This is a genomic window from Pseudonocardia sp. 73-21 (assembly GCF_001899645.1).
GTDB lineage: Bacteria > Actinomycetota > Actinomycetes > Mycobacteriales > Pseudonocardiaceae > Pseudonocardia.
Window position 1 is genome coordinate 36,235 of sequence record NZ_MKVV01000057.1, and the last position, 20,193, is coordinate 56,427.

The window sequence follows — 20,193 nt, forward strand, 5'->3', positions numbered from 1 at the left end:
GCGCGCAGCGGCTAGATTCGGCTCCGTGCCTGTCGAACTGCCCACAGTCGATCTCCACAGGGCGACGCTGGCCAACGGCCTGCGCGTCCTGATCGTCCCGGATCCTGCAACGCCCGTCGTCGGGGTCGCCGTGCACGTCGACGTCGGCTTCCGCTCCGAGCCGGAGGGGCGCACGGGCTTCGCGCACCTCTTCGAGCACCTGATGTTCCAGGGCAGCGAGAGCCTGGAGAAGCTCGCGCACTTCCGGCACGTCCAGAGCTCGGGCGGGGTCTTCAACGGCTCCACCCACCAGGACTACACCGACTACTTCGAGATCCTCCCGGCCGCCGCGCTCGAGCGCGCGCTGTTCCTGGAGGCCGACCGGCTGCGCGCACCCACCCTCAGTGTCGAGAACCTCCGCAACCAGGTGGACGTCGTCAAGGAGGAGATCCGGCTCAACGTCCTGAACCGGCCCTACGGCGGGTTCCCCTGGATCCTGCTGCCGCCCGTTCTCTACGACACGTTCCCCAACGCGCACAACGGCTACGGCGACTTCTCCGAGCTGGAGCAGGCCTCGCTGGAGGACGCGGCGTCGTTCTTCGACACCTTCTACGCGCCGGGCAACGCGCAGGTGACCGTGGCCGGCTACCTCGACGTCGACGAGACGCTGCGGCTCGTCGAGAAGCACTTCGGCGACATCCCGGCCCGGCCCACACCGGTGCGGCCGTCGTTCGCGGAGCCGATCCCGGGCGCCGAGCGCCGCCGGTCGGTGACCGACGCGCACGCCCCGATGCCCGCGCTCGCCATCGGCTACCGCCTGCCCGACCCGGCCACCGACCTCGACGGGTACCTCGGCCACGCCCTGCTGGGCTCGGTGCTCGGCGACGGCGAGGCCGCCCGCCTGGAGCGGGGGCTCGCGCAGACGGGGCTGGTCACCGACATCTCCGCCAGTGCCGGGCTGATGGGCCCGCTGGACGCCCGCGACCCCGACACGTTCACGATCACGGCGGTGCACCCGGCCGAGATCGACGCGGACCGCGTGCTCGCCGCCGTCGACGAGGAGCTGGACAAGCTCGCCGCCACCGGCCCCACGGCCGACGAGCTCGCCCGTCAGGTGGCCCGCTGGTCGGCGGGCCTGCACCAGGAGAACGACCGCGTCATGTACCGGATGCTGGGTCTCGGCGCCCGCGAGCTGCTCTACGGCCGGGCCGAGATCGGCGTCGAGCTGCCGGAGCGGCTCGCCGCCGTCACGCCGGCGCAGGTGCAGGCCGCGGCGGCCACCCTCCGCGGCTCGGGGCGCGGCGTGCTGCTGGTGGAGCCGTCATGAGCAGCGGCTCCGCCGCCCGTGCGCGGATATCCGTGCCGGAGCACCGTTTTCCGCGCACGACCCCTGGAGGGCTCCGATGACCCGCTCCGCCGAGGAGATCGGCCGCACCGAGGCTGGGCCGCGGGAGCTGCCGCCGCTCGGCCCCACCCGTGACGTGCCGCTGCCCGACGTCGAGGACCGCACGCTCCCCAACGGCCTGCGCGTGCTCGCCGCCCACCGCCCCGGCGTGCCGATGGTGGAGCTGCGGCTGCGCGTGCCGTTCGCGGGGGAGGCGCCCGGGCACCCCGCCGTCGCCGAGCTCCTGTCGGCCACCCTGCTCACCGGCACGCCCACCCGCGACCGGGTCGAGATCGACGACGCGCTGGCCGCCGTCGGCGCCGACCTCGGCGTCAGCGTCGACCCGGAACGCTTGATGATAACCGGCTCCGGCCTGTCCGACGGGCTCGCCGACGTGTTGGGCGTGCTCGCCGACGTTCTCACCGCGGCCACGCATCCCGACGACGAGGTCGCCCGCGAGCGCGAGCGGCTCGTCGAGCGGATCTCCGTGGCGCGGGCGCAACCGCGCACGATCGCGCGGGCGGCGTTGCAGCGCAAGCGTTTCGGTGATCACCCGATCACCCGCGAGATGCCGACGGGGGAGGCGGTCGCGGCCGTCACCGCCGAGGAGGTACGGGCTCTGCAGACCACCGCGCTCGTACCGCGGGGCTCGATCCTGACCCTCGTCGGCGACATCGACACCGGTGCCGCGATCGCCGAGGTCGAGAAGCAGCTCGCCGCCTGGACGTCCGAGCACGCCGCCGTCGAGATGTCCCCGCCGCCGCCGGTGCCCCCGGGCGACCTGGAGCTGGTGCACCGGCCCGGTTCGGTGCAGTCGCAGCTGCGGCTCACCGCGCCCGCCGTGCGCCGCGACCACCCGGACTACGCCGCGTTCCAGCTGGCCAACCTGGTCTTCGGCGGCTACTTCTCCTCGCGCTGGATGGAGAACATCCGCGAGGACAAGGGCTACACCTACGGCGCCCACTCCGGCATCGAGTTCATCCCCGGCGGCGCGCTGCTCGGGGTGGACACCGACGTCGCCAGCGACGTCACCGCCGCCGCGCTGCTGGAGACCCGCTACGAGCTGGGCCGGCTCACGGCGGTGCCGCCCACGGCCGAGGAGGTCGACGCGGCGCGCGCCTACTCCATCGGCTCGCTGCTGATCTCGCTCGACAACCAGGGCGGGCTCGCGTCGACGATCACGGCGATGGCGGCCGACGGGCTCGACATCGACTGGGTGCGGTCCCATCCCGCGCGGCTGGAGGCGGTCACCGTCGAGCAGGTGGCGGCCGCGGCCCTGACGTACTTCGCACCCACTGCGTTCACGGGGGTGGTCGTCGGCGACGCCGACGTCATCGGTGCCGGCGTGCGGGCCCTGGGGGGAATCGCGTCGTGACCGACTTCCAGCTGCTCGTCCCCCCCATGCTCTCGCGCGCGGCGACCTTCCGCGACGAGACGCTGCGCACCGACCTGGCCCGTCAGGAGGCGGGCTGGCCGACCGCGCGGCTCGTCGTCGTCGACGACCAGGGCCGCACGCCCGTCGACTGGGACACTCCCACCGGCGGGTTCGACTCCGGCGACGCCGCGAGCTGGGACGTCGCGAAGGGCGCCGGGGCCACGCTGAAGACGCGCGCCACCACGGGCACGACCCCCACCGAGGGCGCGGTCCTGCTCGGCGAGAGCGAGGGCGTGGCGTACTGGGCGGTCCGCGGCCGTCCCGACCTGGTGGCGGGCGACGACCCGTCCGAGTGGGCCGACCTGCGGATGACGGGCACCGCGCTCGACGCCCTGGGGGCCGGCCTGTTCACCACCGCCGTGGCCGTCCTGAACTGGCACGACGCCGCACAGTTCTGCGCCCGTGACGGCTCGCCGACCCGCGTCGCCAACGCCGGCTGGCACCGGCACTGCGAGGCGGCGGGCCACGAGGAGTACCCGCGCACCGACCCGGCGGTGATCTGCCTGGTGCACGACGGCGGCGACCGGATCTTGCTCGCGCGCCAGCCGTCGTGGCCGGAGGGCCGGTTCACGGTGCTCGCGGGCTTCGTCGAGGGCGGCGAGTCGCTGGAGGCGTGCGTGGAGCGGGAGATCCACGAGGAGGTCGGCGTCCACGTCACCGACATCCGCTACCTCGGCAGCCAGGCCTGGCCGTTCCCGCGCAGCCTGATGGTGGCCTTCCACGCGGTGGCCGACCCCGAGCAGCCGCTCGTGCCGGCGGACGGCGAGATCGCCGAGGCGATGTGGGTGACGCGGACCGAGCTCCGTGCCGCCCTGGACCGCGGGGACTGGGGCGGCCGGGCCGGGCCGGGGGAGCGCCTGCTGCTCCTCCCCGGCAAGGTCAGCATCGCCCGCTCGATGGTGGAGAGCTGGGCCGCTCTGGACTGACGATGTGGGGGCTACGCCACCAGCTCGACCTGCACGTCGCGGAGGCTCGGGTTCGTCTTCGTGCTCCCGTCGGCGAACTTGATCACCGGCACCGTCTGGTTGCCGCCGTTCACGCCCTCCACGAACGTCGCGGCGTCCGGGTTGCGCTCGATGTCGATCTCGTCGTAGGAGATGCCGGCCTGGTCGAGCTGGAGCTTGAGACGGCGGCAGAAGCCGCACCACGTGGTCGAGTACATCGTCACCTGAGCCATGCCCAGGTCAACGGCCTCGACCCGAACTGTCTTCCCGGGATGTCAGGATGGGCCTGTGACGTTGCTCGAAGCCCCCGAATCAGGACTCGACGACGAGCAGCTCGCCGCGGTCACCGCCCCCCGGGGCCCGGTGTGCGTCCTGGCCGGCGCGGGCACGGGCAAGACCCGCACCATCACCCGCCGCATCGGCCACCTCGTGCGCACCGGTCACGTCGCCCCGGGCCAGGTCCTCGCCGTCACGTTCACGGCGCGGGCCGCGGGGGAGATGCGACTCAGACTGCGTCAAGTGGGCGTGTCCGGTGTGCAGGCGCGAACCTTTCACGCAGCCGCGCTGAGGCAACTGCGCTACTTCTGGCCCCGCGTCGTCGGTGGCGACCAGTGGCAGCTGCTGGAGGGCAAGCTCCGCGTCGTCGGGCAGGCGGCCGCCCGGCTCAAGGCCGGCACCGACGCCGCGTCCCTGCGCGACTTCGCCGGCGAGATCGAGTGGGCCAAGGCCACGCTCGTCACGCCCGAGCAGTACCCGGCCACCGTGGCCCGCCTGCACCGCGACACCCCGGGTCCGGCCGAGCAGGTCGCCGCGGTCTACGCCGGGTACGAGGCGCTGAAGAACCGCGCCGAGATGCTCGACTTCGACGACCTGCTGCTGCACGTCGCCGGGGCGCTGGAGCAGAACGTCGGTGTGGCCGAGGAGTTCCGCGACCGCTACCGCTGCTTCGTCGTCGACGAGTACCAGGACGTCACGCCTTTGCAGCAGCGCGTGCTCGACGCCTGGCTCGGTGAGCGCGACGACCTCACCGTGGTGGGCGACGCCAACCAGACGATCTACACGTTCGCCGGCGCCAGCCCGCGCCACCTGCTGGAGTTCCCGCGCCGCTTCCCCGAGGCCACGGTGGTGCGGCTGCAGCGCGACTACCGCTCCACGCCCCAGGTGGTGGCCGCGGCCAACACGCTGATCGGCGCGGCGCGCGGGCGGGCCGCCGGCACGCGGCTGCAGCTCGTCGGACAGCTCCCGCCCGGCCCGGAGCCCGAGTTCACCGAGCACGACGACGAACCAGCCGAGGCCGCCGCCGTCGCGAAGAAGATCAAGCGGATGGTCGCCGACGGCACGCCGGCCGCCGAGATCGCCGTGCTGTTCCGGATCAACGCGCAGTCCGAGGTCTACGAGCAGGCGCTCACCGAGGTGGGCGTGCCGTACCAGGTGCGGGGCGGAGAGCGGTTCTTCGCGCGGCCCGAGGTGCGCCGCGCCATGACGATGATCCGCATCAACAGCCAGGTCCCCGGCCCGCTCGTGGACGTCGTGCGCAAGGTGCTGCTCGTGGTCGGTCTGACGCCCGAGCCGCCCGGCGGTGCGCAGCAGCGGGCCCAGTGGGAGTCGCTGCTCGCCATCGTCGAGCTCGCCGAGGAACTGCTCGCCGTCGAGCCCGAGGCCGACATGCGCCGCTTCGCCCAGGAGCTCGAGACGCGTGCCGACGCCGCCCACCCGCCCACCGTGCAGGGCGTCACGCTGGCGTCGCTGCACGCGGCCAAGGGGCTCGAGTGGGACGTCGTGTTCCTCGTCGGGCTGGTGGACGGCACGCTGCCCATCCAGCACGCCGACGGCGACGAGGACGCCATCGAGGAGGAGCGCAGGCTGCTCTACGTCGGCATCACCCGCGCCCGCCGCCGCGTCCTGCTGTCGTGGGCGCTGTCGCGGCAGCCCGGCGGGGCGCGCCGACGCCGGCGCAGCCGGTTCCTCTACGGGCTGATCCCGGAGCAGCACCCGGCGTCGCGGGTCGCGAATCCGACCGAGCGGGGCGGGTCCAAGCCGCGCTGCCGGATCTGCGGGTCGCCGCTCATCGGCATGGACGCCATGAAGATGCGCCGCTGCTCCGACTGTCCGTCCGATGTGGATACCGAGCTGCTCGACCGGTTGCGGGAGTGGCGCAGCGGTGAGGCTCGTGACCAGCAGGTTCCCGCCTACGTCGTGTTCACCGACGCCACGCTCACAGCCATCGCCGAGCACCGCCCGGCCGACCGGGCCGCGCTCGTCGGCATCCCCGGCATCGGGGCCCGCAAGCTCGACCGGTACGGCTCCGCGGTGCTCTCGTTGATCACCGAAGCAGACTGATGCTCGAACTTTCGTGAAAATGGGTTGTGCAGCCCGAAGGGGCGTCTCTAACCTCACATCTCGACGGACTCACCAGCCCGTTCTCAGCCACGACCGACCTTCGAAGGGGGTGCCTCTGATGATCACGACGACGAACCTCACCGCCGGAGCCGTCTACGGCACCCGTCCGTGCGTCGAGTCCGTGGCGCCCATGCACGCATGGAAGCAGCAGCGACCGTTGGCCGTCGGCTTCAACCAGATCGACAACAGCACAGGTGTGTCCGCACGGAGGCGTCGCCATCTATAGGCGACAGCCACCGGCCCCAGATCGAAGGCCGCGGACCCCCTCACCGGGATCCGCGGCCTTTTTGTTTGTCCTGCCTGACCACATCTCTCAGGAGGTAGTTGTGTTAGTCCGATCAGTTCCGTTGGACGGCGGAGCGATCTGTCCCGACCAGTTCGGCGGCGAATCAGCCGACGGACTGGGATCCCTGCTCGCTCTGCTGGACGGCCCCGATGGGGCACCCCGCGCCGGCCTGGATCTGCCCTGTCGCTCCGGCGACGCCGACAAGTGGTTCGCCGAGGCTCCTTCCGAGCTGGAGCAGGCCAAGGCCCTGTGCGAGCAGTGCCCGATCCGGGCCGAGTGCCTGGAGGGTGCGCTGCGGCGTGCGGAGCCGTGGGGGGTCTGGGGTGGAGAGATCTTCGAGCGTGGGGTGGTCATCCCGCGCAAGAGGCCTCGTGGCCGCCCGAGCAAGGCCGACCTGGCCCGCGACCGCGCCTACGCCGCAGCCGTCTCGGCCTGAACCACCCGTGGGCTCCGTGAGAGCCCTCCGACCCCAAGGAGATCCCGATGACCTACCTCATGCCCGTCGAGACGCCGGTTGCCCCGAGCACGGCCGACCCGAATCCCGTAGTCCGCGACCGCGAAGGAACGCTGATGTTGCTCCACGAAGCACTGGCCAGATCCCGACAGCAAGAAGCCGAACAGGCCGCACGTGACCACGCCCTCGTCCGCAGCGTGACCGCGGGCCGGCGCTGGGCCCGGCTCGCCCGGTTCGCCGCGAGGCGCGCCGAGCGGGCCCGCACCGAAGCCCAGACCGTGCGGCTCGCCTGATCGACAGGTAGGGCACCTCGCTCTGAGGGCACGGCAACCGAGATGACGACGACGCCCCGGTCGCGGAGTGACCGGGGCGTCGTCGCCGTCCGCTCAGGTGGTGCTGTCGACGTCCTCGGCGTCGAAGATCCACGGCTGCCAGTGGTGGACGATGCCGCGCAAGGGGACGTCCACGTCGAGCTGGCAGAGCACGGCCAGCGTGCCCATCGTGACGCGGTGGATGAGCAGGTACTGCGGCGGGAGGTTGAGCTCGCGGCCGGTGTTGAACTGCGGGCTGCGCAGATCGCCGACGCGCTCCGCCTGGCTCTGGAGCCAGCGCCGGTTGAACCGGAAGCTGTCCTCGCGCAGCGGCTCGGTGAACGGCGACAGGTAGGCCTCCGCCTCCTCGGCACCCAGCTTCGACCCGGCGCGCAGGAAGCCCTCGTCGCGGAGCAGCTCCAGCAGATCGTCGGACCGGTTCTCCAGCGCGAGCCGCACCATGACCGACAACGGCCGGGGCAGGCCGTCGGGCAGCCGTGCCACGGCCCCGAAGTCGATGACCATGAGCCGGCCGTCGTCGAGGACCTGGAAGTTGCCGGGATGCGGATCGGCGTGCAGGAGCCCGACCCGGGTGGGCGAGGAGTAGAGGAACTCGGCGAGCAGCGCCGCGACGGCGTCGCGTTCGGCCTGGTCGCCGGTGGTGATGACGTCCGACAGCTTCCGGCCGGTGACCCACTCGGACACCATGGCCTTCGGGGCCGACGCCACCACGCGCGGGACCTTGACCTGCTCGTCGTCCTCGAACGCGGCGGCGAAGATGCGCTGGTTCTCGGCCTCGTCGCGGTAGTCGAGCTCCTCCTCCATGCGGTCGCGCAGCTCGGTGATCAATGGCTTGATCTCCAGGCCCGGCATGAGGGGCTGCATGACCCGGCTCATCCGGGACAGCTGCCGCAGGTCGGACCGCAGCGCCTCCTCTGCGCCCGGGTACTGCACCTTGACGGCGACGTCGCGGCCGTCGCGCCAGACCGCGCGGTGCACCTGCCCGATGCTCGCGGCCGCGGCGGGGGTCTCGTCGAAGTCCTGGAAGCGGGAGCGCCAGCCGCGTCCGAACTGCTCGGCCAGCATCCGGTGCACATCCGCGGGCGGCATCGGCGGCGCGGCCGACTGCAGCTTGACCAGCGACTCGCGGAACGGTGCCGCGAACTCGTCGGGTATGGCGGCCTCGAACACGCTCAGGGCCTGGCCGAACTTCATGGCCCCGCCCTTGAGCTCACCCAGCACCTCGAACAGCTGCTCGGCACTCTTGGCCATCAGCTGCGCGGAGATCTGCTCACCGTCGCCACCCGCCAGCCTGCGGCCCCAGCCACCGACGGCCCGACCGGCCACCCCGAGAGGGAGGCTGGCGAGCTTCGCGGTGCGGGCCGCTGTGCGTCGGGGGATGTCGGTCACGACGGCTCCTCGCTGGCGCTCGTCGCCGTCGTGCCTGGCAGTGCTGCGCCGGATGGTGACCTCGCAAGCTCGCTCACGCTTTTATTGTGTCCCCATCCCCCTCCATCGCGCTCGTCGCACGGCCGTGGGAAGGCCCACCCGGGGCGGCTGCCGCCCGACAGTGGCACTCCGGATCGGCCGACCAGTCCCGCCGGCGCACGGTGCCCGCCGCGACGTCCAGCTCCAGCGTGGCGTCGAGCGTGGGTGGGACGGGACCCTCGACGTCCAGCGCGGCCAGCGCCTGGGCCGTGGCCAGGCCCACCGTGGCCGCGACGCACGACGGATCAGCCCGCCCGGCCGTGCCCACCAGCTGCGCCGCCGCCAGCGGCCACTCCTCGTCCTGGGCGGTGCGCTGCAGCTCGATGCAGCTCAGGCACGTGGAGCGGCCGGGGAGCACGAGCGGGCCGACGATCCCGACGCCGTCGCGGAGCCGTACCTGCAGGTGGGTGACGGCGTCGGCGTGCAGCGCGCTGAGGCCCACGGGCTGCGGGATCTCGTCGGCCAGCACGACGAGATCGGGGACGAGCCGCATCGGGGGCGGCCCGGTGCGCGCGCCCGGCACGAGCCGCGCCACCGCGCCCCGGGTGGCGGCGAGACGGTCGGCGCCCCGGTCGGCGTCGACGTAACCGGTGCCGAGATCGTCGGTGTGCACCTGGCCACGGGTGTCGGTGTGGACCGTGCCGACACCGGCGAGCACGAGCCCGGTGACGATCCCGACCGCGAGCGGACCCCGGCCGGCGACCACGACGGTGCTGCTTGCCCGGCGCTGCACCCGGCGGGTGCCGGTGACGGCGTCGACCAGGGCTCCTGCTGCGCAGAGCTGGTGCAGGAGGTCCTCGGCGTCCTCCCGCACGGCCCCGCGCTCGACCGCCCGCGCCACCAGCAGGTGGGCGGTCGACGGGACGCCCACCTCGTCGAGCATCCCGGCGAGCGGCGGGGGGAGCCCCGTGACCGCGATCGCCACCGCGGGGTCGAGACCGATCAGCCGCCCGCCCGCCCCGAGCGGGAGCACGGTGCGGTGGGGCGCCAACCGGACGACGGCGGGGAGTGGGGAAGCGGGCATGGGCCGATCGTGCCCGGACGCGCCCGATCGTGCGTCGGGTTGTCCACAGGTGAGGCGGCCTGTGGACAACCCGTACCCATTGCCTCGGCCGGGACCGCCGCGGGACCGCCGGGGACTAAGCTGGGCGGATGGCGCAGCCCTCGGTCGTCGAGGTCCGACGCAGTGATCGCCGCCGGCGCATGGTCAGCGCCCGGCGCGAGGGCGACACTGTGATCGTCTTCATCCCCGGCTGGATGAGCGAGTCGGAGGAACGTCGCTGGGTCGACGAGATGGTCAGCAGGCTCGAACGCAGCGAGGCCCGCCGCCGCTCACCCGCCCGCACCGGCGACGACGCGCTGCGCACCCGCAGCATGGAGCTCTCCCGGCGCTACCTGGAGGGCCGGGCCGAGCCCACCACCGTGCGGTGGGTGCCGCCGATGCGCACGCGCTGGGCGTCGTGCACGCCCGCCGACGGCACCATCCGCATCAGCGAACGGCTCCGTGACGCCCCGGGCTGGGTGGTCGACTACGTGCTCGTCCACGAGCTCACCCACCTGCTCGAACCGGGCCACGACGCCAAGTTCTGGGCGTGGGTGCAGCGCTACCCGCGGACGGAGCGGGCGATGGGCTACCTCGAGGGCCTCTCCGCGGCGGCCGGGCTCGGCCTCGTCGGCCTGGACGGCGACGAGCCCGAGGAGCTGGCCGAGGTCGAGTCGGCCTGAGGGTCAGTCCTTCTTCTCGCCCCCGGGCTTCTCGTCGGGGTCGTCGGGGGCCTTCTCGTTGGCGAGCTTCTCGAGCTCGGCGATCGGGTCGCTGGCGTCGTCGCGGGCGGCGAACGCGGCAGGATCGTCGAGGTCGTCGGCGGTCGGGATGAGGTCGGGGTGGGCCCAGAGGGCGTCGCGACCCGCGATGCCGCGCTGCTCCCCGAGCAGCCGCCACAGCTCGGCGGCGTCGCGCAGCCGCCGCGGCCGCAGCTCGAGCCCCACCACGGTGGCGAAGGTCTGCTCGGCGGGCCCGCCGGACGCGCGGCGACGGCGCAGCGTCTCGCGCATCGCCTCGGCGCCGGGCAGGCGGTCGCCGACGGCCTCGGCCACGACGGCGTCCACCCAGCCCTCGATGAGCGCCAGCATGGTCTCGAGACGGGCGAGGGCGGCCTTCTGCTCCGGGGTGGTCTCGGGATCGAACATCCCGCCCTGCATGGCCTCCTCGATGGCCGCGGGGTTGGACGGGTCGATGCCGCGGGCGAGCTCCTCGATGCGCGAGGTGTCGACGCGGATGCCCTGCGCGTACTGCTCGACGGCGCCGAGCAGGCGCTCCTTGAGCCAGCCGACGTGGACGAACAGCCGCTGGTGGGCGGCCTCGCGGGCGGCCAGGAAGATGAGCACCTCGCTGGCCGGCCGGTCGAGGTCCTTGGTGAACTTCTCGACGTTCTCCGGCAGCAGAGCGGCGACCCGGTCGGGACCGACGGGGATGCCGATCTCGGTGGAGGTGAGCACCTCGGCGGCGAGCTGCGCGAGGCCCTGGCCGAGCTGGCTGCCGAACGCGAGCCCGCCCATCTGGCCCAGCATCGCCATCATCGGGCCCGCGGCCTCGCGGGCCTCGGCGGGCAGCCCCTCGACCCACGCGCCGGCGACGCGCTGCGCGACGGGGTCGCACAGCCGCTTCCACGTGGGCATGCTCGCGTCCACCCACTCGGTGGCCGACCACGCCTTGTGCTCGGTGGCCCCGGCCGGGAAGTCGGTGGCGGCGTCGAGCCACAGCTCGGCCAGCTTCAGCGCGTCGCTGACGGCGGCGCGCTGCGCCCCGGTGAGCGAGGAGGTCTTCGCGGCGAGCTGCTGGTGGGCGAGCTGCGCGGCCAGGTCGTAGTTGACCGGCCCGCCGCCGCTGTTCTGCGCCTGGCTCAGCATCTGCCCGAGCTGGGTGAGCATCTGCCCGAGCTGGCTGACGTCGAAGCCCCCGGCGCCGCCCATCCCCGGCAACCCCGGGAAGCCGCCCGGGGGCATGCCGGGCAGGTTGCCGAAACCGAACGGGTCCTGCGGACCGTCGCCCGGACGCTCCGGCTTCTTGTCGTCGTCACGGTCGCGGTCAGCGGGCCCGAACCCGAACGGGGTGTCGCTCATGGCACCACGGTACGCGTGACGAGCGGGGTCACGCCTTCAGTGAGGCCGTGGAGATGCTGAGAACGCGCCCCGCGCGGGCCGGGCGGCAGCCCGGACGCCGCGGCCCCGACCCCGGGGTACGTGGGTTCGATCACGGCACCACCGTACGAGGAGCCCACCGGGGCGCCGCATAAGGTCGCGGAGTGAATCACCGCACGTGGACGGTCGTCTGCGCCGGGCTGCTGGCCCTGGCGCTCGGAGTGCTCGGGGCGACGTTGCCGGTGCCGCTGGTCGCGCTCGGACCCGGCCCGACGTTCAACACGCTGGGCGAGGTCGACGGCACCATGGTCGTGGCCGTCAAGGGTCTGCCGACCTACCCGACGGCGGGCAACCTGAACATGACGACGGTGTCGGTCACCGACCGGCTGACGCTGTTCAACGCGATCGGCTTCTGGGCGGCCCGTGACCACCAGGTCGTCCCGCGGGACACGGTGTTCCCGCCGGACAAGAGCGCCGAGCAGGTCCAGCAGGAGAACACCGACCAGTTCGCCTCGTCGGAGGCCAACGCCGAGGTGGCGGCGCTGACCGACCTCAAGCTGCCCACCCGGGTGGTCGTCTCGGCGCTGACCGCCGGCTCGCCCGCCACCGGCCGTCTGCAGCCGGGCGACGAGCTCGTCACCGTCGCGGGCAAGGCCGTGTCCACCCCCCAGCAGGTGTCCGACGCGCTGACCGGCACGAAGCCCGGGCAGTCCGTGGTGATCACCTACAAGCGCGACGGGAAGCAGGCCGATGCCACCGTCGTCCTGGGGGCCAACCCGAGCCTGCCCCAGGGGTTCCTGGGCGTGCGGCCCGGCATCGAGCCGTTGGGCGGTGACATCACGATCAGTCTGGGCGACATCGGCGGACCGTCGGCCGGGCTGATGTTCACGCTCGCGGTGATCGACAAGCTGACGCCCGGCGAGCTGAACGGCGGCCGGTTCATCGCCGGCACGGGCACGATCGACCCCGACGGCACCGTCGGCCCCATCGGCGGCATCCCGTTCAAGATGATGGCGGCGAGGGCGGCCGGGGCCACCACCTTCCTGGTCCCGGCCGCCAACTGCGCGGAGGCCGCGGCCAACGATCCCGACGGACTCTCGCTCGTCCGCGTGGGCACGTTGGGCGACGCGCTGACCGCACTGGATGCGCTGAGAGCGAACAAGCCCGTCGTCGGCTGCTGAAAACCCCCCAAAGCGCGCATTCGAGGCCCGAACGGGAACCCCACACGCCGTCCGTAGAGTTGTGTGGGAAGTAACCCGAAGACTGGAGCGTGCCCTGTGGCCATGCGGCCCCCGGTGGGATCCCCGACGTTGACCCGCCGTACCCGGATCCTGCTGATCGTGGCGGGGATCCTCGTGCTGCTGCTGCTCGGTGGCTCCCGCCTGCTGAATCTCTACGTGGACTGGCTCTGGTTCGGTGAGGTCGGCTTCCGCAGCGTCTTCAGCACCAAGCTGTTCACCAACATCCTGCTGTTCCTGATCGGCGGACTGCTGATCGGCGGGCTGGCGGCGCTGTCGATGTGGATCGCGTACCGGTCCCGTCCGGTGTTCGTGCCGGTCACCGGCCCCGAGGACCCGATCGCCCGCTACCGCACGCTGATCATCCAGCGGGTGCGGCTGTTCGCCATCGGCATCCCGGTGGTGATCGGGCTGATCGCGGGCTTCGCCTCGCAGGCGCCGGGCAACTGGCAGCTGGTGCAGCTGTTCCTCAACTCCACGCCGTTCGGCACCACCGACCCGGTGTTCAACACCGACATCAGCTTCTACACGTTCCAGCTGCCGTTCTACCGGTTCCTGCTGGACTGGCTGTTCGTCGCGGTCGCCATCGGCTTCATCGTCGCGCTCGTCACCCACTACATCTTCGGCGGCATCCGGCTCTCGGGCCGTGCGGGCCAGGTCTCGGGCGCCGCCCGGGCCCAGCTCGCCGTCCTGGCGGGCGTGTTCGTGCTGCTGAAGGCCGTCGCGTACTTCTTCGACCGCTACGAGCTGCTGTTCTCGCAGCGCAGCGACATCTTCGACGGCGCCACCTACACGGATCTCAACGCGGTGATGCCGGCCAAGCTGATCCTGCTGTTCATCTCGATCATCTGCGCGGCGGCGTTCTTCGCCGCGGTGTTCCGTCGCAACCTGCAGCTCCCGGCGATCGCCACCGTGCTCCTGGTGCTCTCCAGCGTGCTCATCGGCGCCGCGTGGCCGCAGGTGCTGCAGCAGTTCGTGGTGGCCCCCAACGCGAACGTGCGCGAGGCGCTGCCGATCCAGCGCAACATCGACGCCACCCGGCAGGCGTTCGGTCTCGGGCCGGACAAGGTCACCGAGGTGCCGTTCAGCGGCACGTCCTCGGCCACACCGCAGGCGGTCCGCAACGACACGGCCACCGTGTCCAACATCCGCCTGCTCGACCCGGCGAAGATCTCCGACACGTTCAACCAGCTCCAGCAGGGCAAGGCGTTCTACGGCTTCCCGTCGAAGCTCGACATCGACCGGTACACCACCAACGTCAACGGCGCGCCCAAGACGCAGGACTACATCGTCGCGGCGCGCGAGCTCAACCCGTCGGGGCTGTCGGGCAACCAGACCGACTGGATCAACCGGCACCTCGTCTACACCCACGGCAACGGCCTGGTGGTCGCACCGGCCAACCAGGTCAACGCCACCCTGGAGGACACCGGGGGTCAGAGCGGCCTCCCGGTCTTCACCTCGATCGACGTGTCCACCGACCAGTCCAAGATTCCGGAGAGCCTGCGGATCGCCCAGCCCCGCGTGTACTACGGCGAGGGCCTCGACTCCGACGGTACCGGCTACTCGATCGTCGGAGCCCCGCAGGGCGCCACGCCGCGCGAGTACGACACCGACAGCTCCAACTACACCTACACCGGCAAGGGCGGGGTGTCGCTGAGCAGCTTCGTCAACCGGGCCGCCTTCTCGCTGCTCTACGGCGAGCGCAACATCCTGTTCAACAGCTCGATCAACGCCGACTCGAAGATCATGTACGTCCGGGACCCCGCCAAGCGGGTCCAGGCGGTCGCCCCGTGGCTGACCACGGACTCCGACCCCTACCCGGCCGTGGTGGGCGGCAAGCTCACCTGGATCGTCGACGGCTACACCACGCTCGCGAACTACCCGTACTCGCAGTCGATGTCGCTCGGGCAGGCCACCGCCGACGCCCAGCAGGGCCTGACCACCCGCCAGCCCGACCAGCAGGTCAGCTACCTGCGCAACTCGGTGAAGGCCACCGTCGACGCCTACGACGGCACCGTCACGCTCTACGAGTTCGACCAGAACGACCCGGTGCTCAAGACCTGGATGAAGGCCTTCCCCGACACGGTGCAGCCGGTGTCGGCGATCAGCCAGGACCTCCGGGCGCACTTCCGCTACCCGGAGGACCAGTTCAAGGTCCAGCGCGAACTGCTCACGAAGTACCACGTGGACGACCCGAACGAGTTCTACGGCGGATCGTCGTTCTGGGCGGTGCCATCGGACCCGACGGCGGCACCCGGCAGTGGGAGTGATGCGGCGCAACCGCCGTACTACGTGCTGGCCGGACAACCCGGCGCGGAGGGGGCCTCCACGCCCTCGTTCCAGATCACGAGCGCGCTCGTGTTCAACAACAGGCAGATCATGTCGGCCTACGTCTCGGCGAGCTCCGATCCGGACACCTACGGCAAGATCACCGTGCTGCAGCTACCCACCACACCGCAGACGAGAGGTCCGCAACAGGTGCAGACGGCCTTCGTCGGTGCGCCGCAGGTGAGCTCCGACATCAGCCTGTTGTCCCGTGGTGGGCAGAGCTCGATCCAGTACGGCAACCTGCTCACGTTGCCCGTGGCGGGCGGGTTGCTGTTCGTCGAACCGATCTACATCGAACGGGCGGGCCAGGACACGTCCTACCCGCAGCTGGCGAAGGTGCTGGTGTCGTTCGGCGACAAGATCGGTTACGGGGCGAGCCTCCCGGACGCGCTCAACCAGCTGTTCGGGACGGGCGCCGGTGACACGGCCACGGGCAGTACGCCGGGTGGCGCGAGTCCGCCGGCCACGGGTGGCACGACGCCGCCGGCCACGGGTGGCACGACGCCGCCGGCCACGGGCTCGAACCCGGCGGCCGTCGCGGCGGCGGCGGCGATCCAGTCGGCCCTGACGCAGCTGCAGGCGGCGCAGAGGTCCGGTGACTTCACGGCCCAGGGCCAGGCGCTCGCGGCCCTGGACAAGGCCGCGAAGGACTTCCAGGCGGCCCAGAAAGCCACCTCCGGAGGCTGACCGCCGGCACGACCGCCGCCCCACGGACGCACGATCCCGTGGGGCGGCCGTGTTGTGCCGCTCGACCTGCGGCAACGCGAAGGGGTACCCCCCGCGGCGGGAGTGTTTCGGGCCGGTGTACTGTCGTAGACACAACAGAACAACAGCGGCGCGGGGTGGAGCAGCTCGGTAGCTCGCTGGGCTCATAACCCAGAGGTCGTAGGTTCGAATCCTACCCCCGCTACTACACGAAATGGCCCCCAGGGATCTCCCTGGGGGCCATTTCGCTGCTGCGCGAGGCCGGGCCGATCACGGGCGAGCGGCGGGGCGTCCGGGTGTAGCACCGGATCCAGCCGACGCCCTGCGCCGCCGGTCCGCGGTGCTGCTCGACGCGGTGGCGTCCGCGTGGCCGCGAGCGAGGCGCGGGTCGTCGGCCGACCTGCCCTCTTCCCACTTCAACGTATAGCGCACAGGGGGGCTTGCCACAAGACCCCGGTCGTGCTCCAGACTCCTCCGCCGTAGCCAGGAACTGGGGGAGTGAATGACTGACGTCATCGTGGTCGGCGGCGGCCCGACGGGCCTGATGCTGGCCGCCGAGCTGCGCCTGCACGACGTGGACGTGCTCGTGCTGGAGAGGGACGCGGAGCCGACGAAGGTCGTCCGTTCGCTCGGCATGCACGCGCGGAGCATCGAGATCATGGACCAGCGCGGTCTGCTGGAGCGGTTCCTCGCGCTGGGCAGGCAGCACCCGGTCGGCGGCTTCTTCGCCGGCATCACCACGCCGTCGCCGGAGGGGCTGGACACCGCGCACCCGTACGTCCTCGGCATCCCGCAGACGATCACCGACCGGTTGCTGGCCGAGCACGCGGTCGAGGTCGGCGTCGAGATCCGGCGGGGCTGCGAGCTGGTCGAGCTCCACCAGGACGACGACGGCGTGACCGCTGGGCTGGCCGACGGCACGCAGCTGCGGTCGCGCCACCTCGTCGGCTGCGACGGTGGCCGCAGCACGGTGCGCAAGCTGCTCGGCGTCGGCTTTCCCGGTGAGCCCACCCGGATCGAGACGCTGCTGGGCGAGATGGAGGTGGGTGTGCCGCTGGAGACGGTGGTGGAGGTGGTCGCCGAGGTGCGCAGGACCCGGCAGTGGTTCGGCGTCGGGCCGATCGGGGGCGAGGGGCTGTTCCGCGTCGTCGTGCCCGCGGAGGGCGTGACCGGCGACCGCACGCCACCGACCCTCGAGGAGGTCAGACAGCAGCTGCGGGCCGTCGCCGGTACCGACTTCGGCGTGCACTCGCCGCGCTGGCTGTCGCGCTTCGGCGACGCCACCCGGCAGGCGCAGCGCTACCGGGTCGATCGGGTACTGCTGGCCGGCGACGCGGCCCACGTCCACCCGCCGGCCGGTGGGCAGGGGCTCAACCTCGGCATCCAGGACGCGTTCAACCTCGGCTGGAAGCTCGCCGCCGAGGTGAACGGCTGGGCGCCGGAGGGGCTGCTGGACACCTACGAGGCCGAGCGGCATCCGGTGGCCGCCGACGTGCTGTCCAACGTCCGCGCGCAGACGGAGCTGATGGCGGTGGGGCCCGGCCCCCAGGCGGTGCGCCGGCTGTTGTCGCAGCTGATGGACTTCGCCGACGTGAACCGCTTCCTGACCGAGAAGATCATCGCGGTCGGCATCCGGTACGACGTCGGCGAGGGGCACGAGCTGCTCGGCCGCCGGCTGCGGGACATCGGGCTCCAGCAGGGGCGTCTCTACGAACGGATGCACGGCGGTCGCGGGCTGCTGCTCGACCAGACCGGCCGGCTGACGGTGGAGAACTGGGCGGACCGGGTCGACCACCTCGTCGACGTGAGCGAGGAGCTGGACGTGCCTGCGGTGCTGCTGCGGCCCGACGGCCACGTGGTCTGGGTCGGCGACGACCAGGCCGACCTGCTCGAGCACCTGCCGAGGTGGTTCGGAGCGTGACGCACGTGGCGGATCTGGACTCCGAGCGGGACTACATCGCCGGGCTCCACGCGCGGCTCGACGCCGAGCGCGTGCGGGTACAGGGGCAGCTCGACGCGGCACTGCGGGGGCACGAGGGCACCGCCGTGGAGCGTGACGTCGAGGTGCGTACGGCCGCGAAGCAGGTGAAGCGGTTGCACGTCGCGGACAACGGGCTGTGCTTCGGCCGGTTGGACTCCACGTCCGGCGAGCGCTCCTACATCGGCCGGATCGGTCTCTTCGACGAGGAGAACGACTACGCACCCGTCCTGCTGGACTGGCGGGCCCCGGCGTCGCGGGCGTTCTACACGGCCACCGCCGCGACGCCGGAGGACGTGCGCCGGCGCCGACAGTTCCACTCGCGCGGGCGCCACGTCGTCGACTTCACCGACGAGGTGTTCGACGGCGACGGTGGTGGCGAGGGCGGGGACGCGGCGCTGCTCGCCGCCGTCAACGCTCCCCGGGGCGAGGGGATGCGCGACATCGTCGCGACGATCCAGGCCGAGCAGGACGAGATCATCCGGCTCGACCACCCGGGCGTGCTGGTGATCGAGGGCGGCCCGGGCACCGGGAAGACCGTGGTGGCACTGCACCGCGTCGCGTACCTGCTCTACACCCAACGGGAGCGGATCGAGCGCAACGGTGTGCTCGTGGTGGGCCCCAACCCGGCGTTCCTGGACCACATCAGCCGGGTCCTGCCCTCGCTGGGGGAGTCGGACGTGGTCTTCGTGACCTCCGGCGACCTCGTGCCCGGGCTGCACGTCACGGCCGAGGACACCCCGGAGGCCGCCCGGCTCAAGGGCTCGCTGCGGATCCTCGACGTGCTCGCGGCGGCGGTGGCGGACCGGCAGCGGTTGCCCGGGAGCCCGATCCCGATCGCGCTGGGGGACGCGTCCGTGCGCATCGACGCCGAGACGGCGGAGTGGGCGCGCGAGGAGGCGCGGGCGAGCGGGCTGCCGCACAACGAGGCCCGTGCGGTGTTCGCCGAGATCGTCACCTACGTGCTCACCGAGCGGGCGTCGGCCCGGATCGGCCGGGGCTGGCTGACGCGCGAGGACCGCGACGCGTGGGCGGACCTGCATTCCGACCTGCGCAAACAGCTCGCGGACGACGAGACGTTCACCGCCGCGCTCGACGCGCTGTGGCCGATCCTGACACCGGAGGCACTGCTGGCGTCCTTCTACCGCTCCGGCGGGCACCCGGTGCTGGCGCGGGCCGACGGCGAGGCCTGGACGGTGTCGGATGTGCCGCTGCTCGACGAGCTGGTGGACCTGCTGGGGCGCGACACCAACGACGAGCGGGCCACCGCGCAGGCCGCCGCGCGGGAGCGCCGGGCCGAGCAGGAGTACGCCGAGGGAACGATGGACGTGCTGGCGCTGGACTACGAGGAGCTGGACGAGGACATCGGCGTGCGCGTCGCGGACCTGACCGTCGGCGAGCTCCTGGCGGACCGGTTCGTCGAGCTGGACACCCGCGAGCTCGTGGAGCGCGCCGCGGCGGACCGGGACTGGACCTACCGGCACGTCGTCGTCGACGAGGCCCAGGAGCTGTCGGAGATGGAGTGGCGGGTGCTGATGAGGCGCTGCCCGAGCCGGTCGTTCACGGTGGTCGGCGATCTGGCCCAGCGCCGGTCACCGGCCGGCGCGACGTCGTGGGCGGCGATGCTGGAGCCCTACGTGCCCGGCCGCTGGGTCCACCGGTCGCTGACGGTGAACTACCGCACCCCGGCCGAGATCATGGCCGTCGCCGCGTCGGTGCTCGCGGGCTTCGCGCCCGACGTGCAGCCCCCGGAGTCGGTCCGCGCGTCCGGCGTGCCGCCGTGGTCGCGCCGTGTCACCGCGGACGAACTGCCCGCGGCCGTGGCGGAGTTCGTCCGCGACGAGGCCGGCCGCCCCGGCACGAGCGTCGTGATCGGTCCTCCGGGCGTCCGGGGCGCGGTGCCGGCGTCGCAGACGAAGGGCCTGGAGTTCGACGCGGTGCTGGTCGTGGAGCCGGGGCGGATCCTCGGCGACGGCACAGCGGGCGCGGCCGACCTCTACGTCGCCCTCACCCGCGCGACCCAGCGCCTCGGCGTCCTGCACGAGGGTCCGCTGCCACCAGCCCTGGCCGGACTGGTCGCCCGTCCACCCGTGGACGACTAGCCCGAGGACGGCGATGCCGA

General features: G+C 72.3%; 15 protein-coding genes and 1 tRNA gene. 12 read left to right on the forward strand and 4 right to left on the reverse strand.

The features are described from left to right. Positions 1-37 precede the first annotated feature (37 nt). From BGP03_RS18245 to nudC, 3 genes are all read left to right on the forward strand, one after another. The gene (locus BGP03_RS18245; RefSeq protein WP_298795625.1) at positions 38-1,306 is read left to right on the forward strand and encodes a pitrilysin family protein; all 1,269 of its coding nucleotides are present in this window, start codon (positions 38-40) and stop codon (positions 1,304-1,306) included. Between the two features lie 76 nt (positions 1,307-1,382). Then, positions 1,383-2,738, forward strand: a complete 1,356-nt coding sequence (locus BGP03_RS18250) for a pitrilysin family protein (RefSeq protein ID WP_298795582.1) — start codon at positions 1,383-1,385, stop codon at positions 2,736-2,738. Continuing rightward, complete coding sequence (gene nudC, locus BGP03_RS18255) at positions 2,735-3,724, forward strand: NAD(+) diphosphatase (protein ID WP_296371641.1); 990 nt, start codon at positions 2,735-2,737, stop codon at positions 3,722-3,724. The genes BGP03_RS18250 and nudC overlap by 4 nt, the downstream gene beginning before the upstream one ends. Before the next feature lie 11 nt (positions 3,725-3,735). Here nudC and BGP03_RS18260 read toward each other — a convergent pair whose 3' ends face one another. Further along, positions 3,736-3,975, reverse strand: coding sequence for a mycoredoxin (locus BGP03_RS18260; RefSeq protein ID WP_296371643.1), 240 nt, complete (start codon positions 3,973-3,975; stop codon positions 3,736-3,738). Positions 3,976-4,030: 55 nt separating this feature from the next. On the opposite strand from BGP03_RS18260, the gene BGP03_RS18265 reads away from it, so the two are divergent. The 3 genes from BGP03_RS18265 to BGP03_RS18275 all read left to right on the forward strand — a co-directional run bounded on the left by BGP03_RS18265 (position 4,031) and on the right by BGP03_RS18275 (position 7,175). Continuing rightward, a complete protein-coding gene (locus tag BGP03_RS18265; RefSeq protein WP_296371646.1) occupies positions 4,031-6,082 on the forward strand; it encodes an ATP-dependent DNA helicase UvrD2 in 2,052 nt (683 codons plus the stop codon). Between the two features lie 461 nt (positions 6,083-6,543). Further along, positions 6,544-6,864 (forward strand): WhiB family transcriptional regulator, encoded by a 321-nt coding sequence (locus BGP03_RS18270; protein WP_298795623.1) that lies wholly within the window; start codon positions 6,544-6,546, stop codon positions 6,862-6,864. A 47-nt stretch (positions 6,865-6,911) separates the two neighbouring features. After that, a complete protein-coding gene (locus BGP03_RS18275) occupies positions 6,912-7,175 on the forward strand; it encodes a hypothetical protein (RefSeq protein ID WP_296371648.1) in 264 nt (87 codons plus the stop codon). A 93-nt stretch (positions 7,176-7,268) separates the two neighbouring features. Here BGP03_RS18275 and BGP03_RS18280 read toward each other — a convergent pair whose 3' ends face one another. After that, positions 7,269-8,603 carry an AarF/ABC1/UbiB kinase family protein gene (locus BGP03_RS18280; protein ID WP_296371650.1) on the reverse strand — a complete coding sequence of 445 codons (1,335 nt, stop codon included), beginning with the start codon at positions 8,601-8,603 and terminating at the stop codon, positions 7,269-7,271. 73 nt (positions 8,604-8,676) lie between these two features. Beyond that, positions 8,677-9,705 (reverse strand): TOMM precursor leader peptide-binding protein, encoded by a 1,029-nt coding sequence (locus BGP03_RS18285; RefSeq protein ID WP_298795578.1) that lies wholly within the window; start codon positions 9,703-9,705, stop codon positions 8,677-8,679. A gap of 128 nt (positions 9,706-9,833) precedes the next feature. On the opposite strand from BGP03_RS18285, the gene BGP03_RS18290 reads away from it, so the two are divergent. Next, positions 9,834-10,406 (forward strand): M48 family metallopeptidase, encoded by a 573-nt coding sequence (locus BGP03_RS18290; protein ID WP_296371654.1) that lies wholly within the window; start codon positions 9,834-9,836, stop codon positions 10,404-10,406. A 3-nt stretch (positions 10,407-10,409) separates the two neighbouring features. Here the strand turns inward: BGP03_RS18290 and BGP03_RS18295 are convergent, their stop codons facing one another. Next, positions 10,410-11,804 carry a zinc-dependent metalloprotease gene (locus BGP03_RS18295; protein WP_298795576.1) on the reverse strand — a complete coding sequence of 465 codons (1,395 nt, stop codon included), beginning with the start codon at positions 11,802-11,804 and terminating at the stop codon, positions 10,410-10,412. A gap of 182 nt (positions 11,805-11,986) precedes the next feature. Between BGP03_RS18295 and BGP03_RS18300 the strand changes: the two genes are divergently transcribed. The 5 genes from BGP03_RS18300 (at position 11,987) to helR (ending at position 20,173) form a co-directional block, all read left to right on the forward strand. After that, positions 11,987-13,003, forward strand: coding sequence for a PDZ domain-containing protein (locus BGP03_RS18300; RefSeq protein WP_296371657.1), 1,017 nt, complete (start codon positions 11,987-11,989; stop codon positions 13,001-13,003). Between the two features lie 102 nt (positions 13,004-13,105). Next, positions 13,106-16,075 carry a UPF0182 family protein gene (locus BGP03_RS18305; RefSeq protein ID WP_298795574.1) on the forward strand — a complete coding sequence of 990 codons (2,970 nt, stop codon included), beginning with the start codon at positions 13,106-13,108 and terminating at the stop codon, positions 16,073-16,075. A 149-nt stretch (positions 16,076-16,224) separates the two neighbouring features. Next, positions 16,225-16,298, forward strand: a tRNA-Met gene (locus BGP03_RS18310). A 297-nt stretch (positions 16,299-16,595) separates the two neighbouring features. Then, positions 16,596-18,014, forward strand: a complete 1,419-nt coding sequence (gene rox, locus BGP03_RS18315; protein ID WP_298795572.1) for a rifampin monooxygenase — start codon at positions 16,596-16,598, stop codon at positions 18,012-18,014. Positions 18,015-18,019: 5 nt separating this feature from the next. Further along, positions 18,020-20,173, forward strand: a complete 2,154-nt coding sequence (helR, locus tag BGP03_RS18320; RefSeq protein WP_299736815.1) for an RNA polymerase recycling motor ATPase HelR — start codon at positions 18,020-18,022, stop codon at positions 20,171-20,173. Positions 20,174-20,193 lie beyond the last annotated feature (20 nt).

What these genes read in the sequence shown, in the direction of transcription:
- BGP03_RS18250 (WP_298795582.1), top strand. Translation starts at nt 1,383, where the DNA reads ATGACCCGCTCCGCCGAGGAGATCGGCCGCACCGAGGCTGGGCCGCGG.
- BGP03_RS18260 (WP_296371643.1), bottom strand. Translation starts at nt 3,975, where the DNA reads ATGGCTCAGGTGACGATGTACTCGACCACGTGGTGCGGCTTCTGCCGC.
- BGP03_RS18275 (WP_296371648.1), top strand. Translation starts at nt 6,912, where the DNA reads ATGACCTACCTCATGCCCGTCGAGACGCCGGTTGCCCCGAGCACGGCC.
- BGP03_RS18285 (WP_298795578.1), bottom strand. Translation starts at nt 9,705, where the DNA reads ATGCCCGCTTCCCCACTCCCCGCCGTCGTCCGGTTGGCGCCCCACCGC.
- BGP03_RS18290 (WP_296371654.1), top strand. Translation starts at nt 9,834, where the DNA reads ATGGCGCAGCCCTCGGTCGTCGAGGTCCGACGCAGTGATCGCCGCCGG.
- BGP03_RS18295 (WP_298795576.1), bottom strand. Translation starts at nt 11,804, where the DNA reads ATGAGCGACACCCCGTTCGGGTTCGGGCCCGCTGACCGCGACCGTGAC.
- BGP03_RS18305 (WP_298795574.1), top strand. Translation starts at nt 13,106, where the DNA reads ATGCGGCCCCCGGTGGGATCCCCGACGTTGACCCGCCGTACCCGGATC.
- rox (WP_298795572.1), top strand. Translation starts at nt 16,596, where the DNA reads ATGACTGACGTCATCGTGGTCGGCGGCGGCCCGACGGGCCTGATGCTG.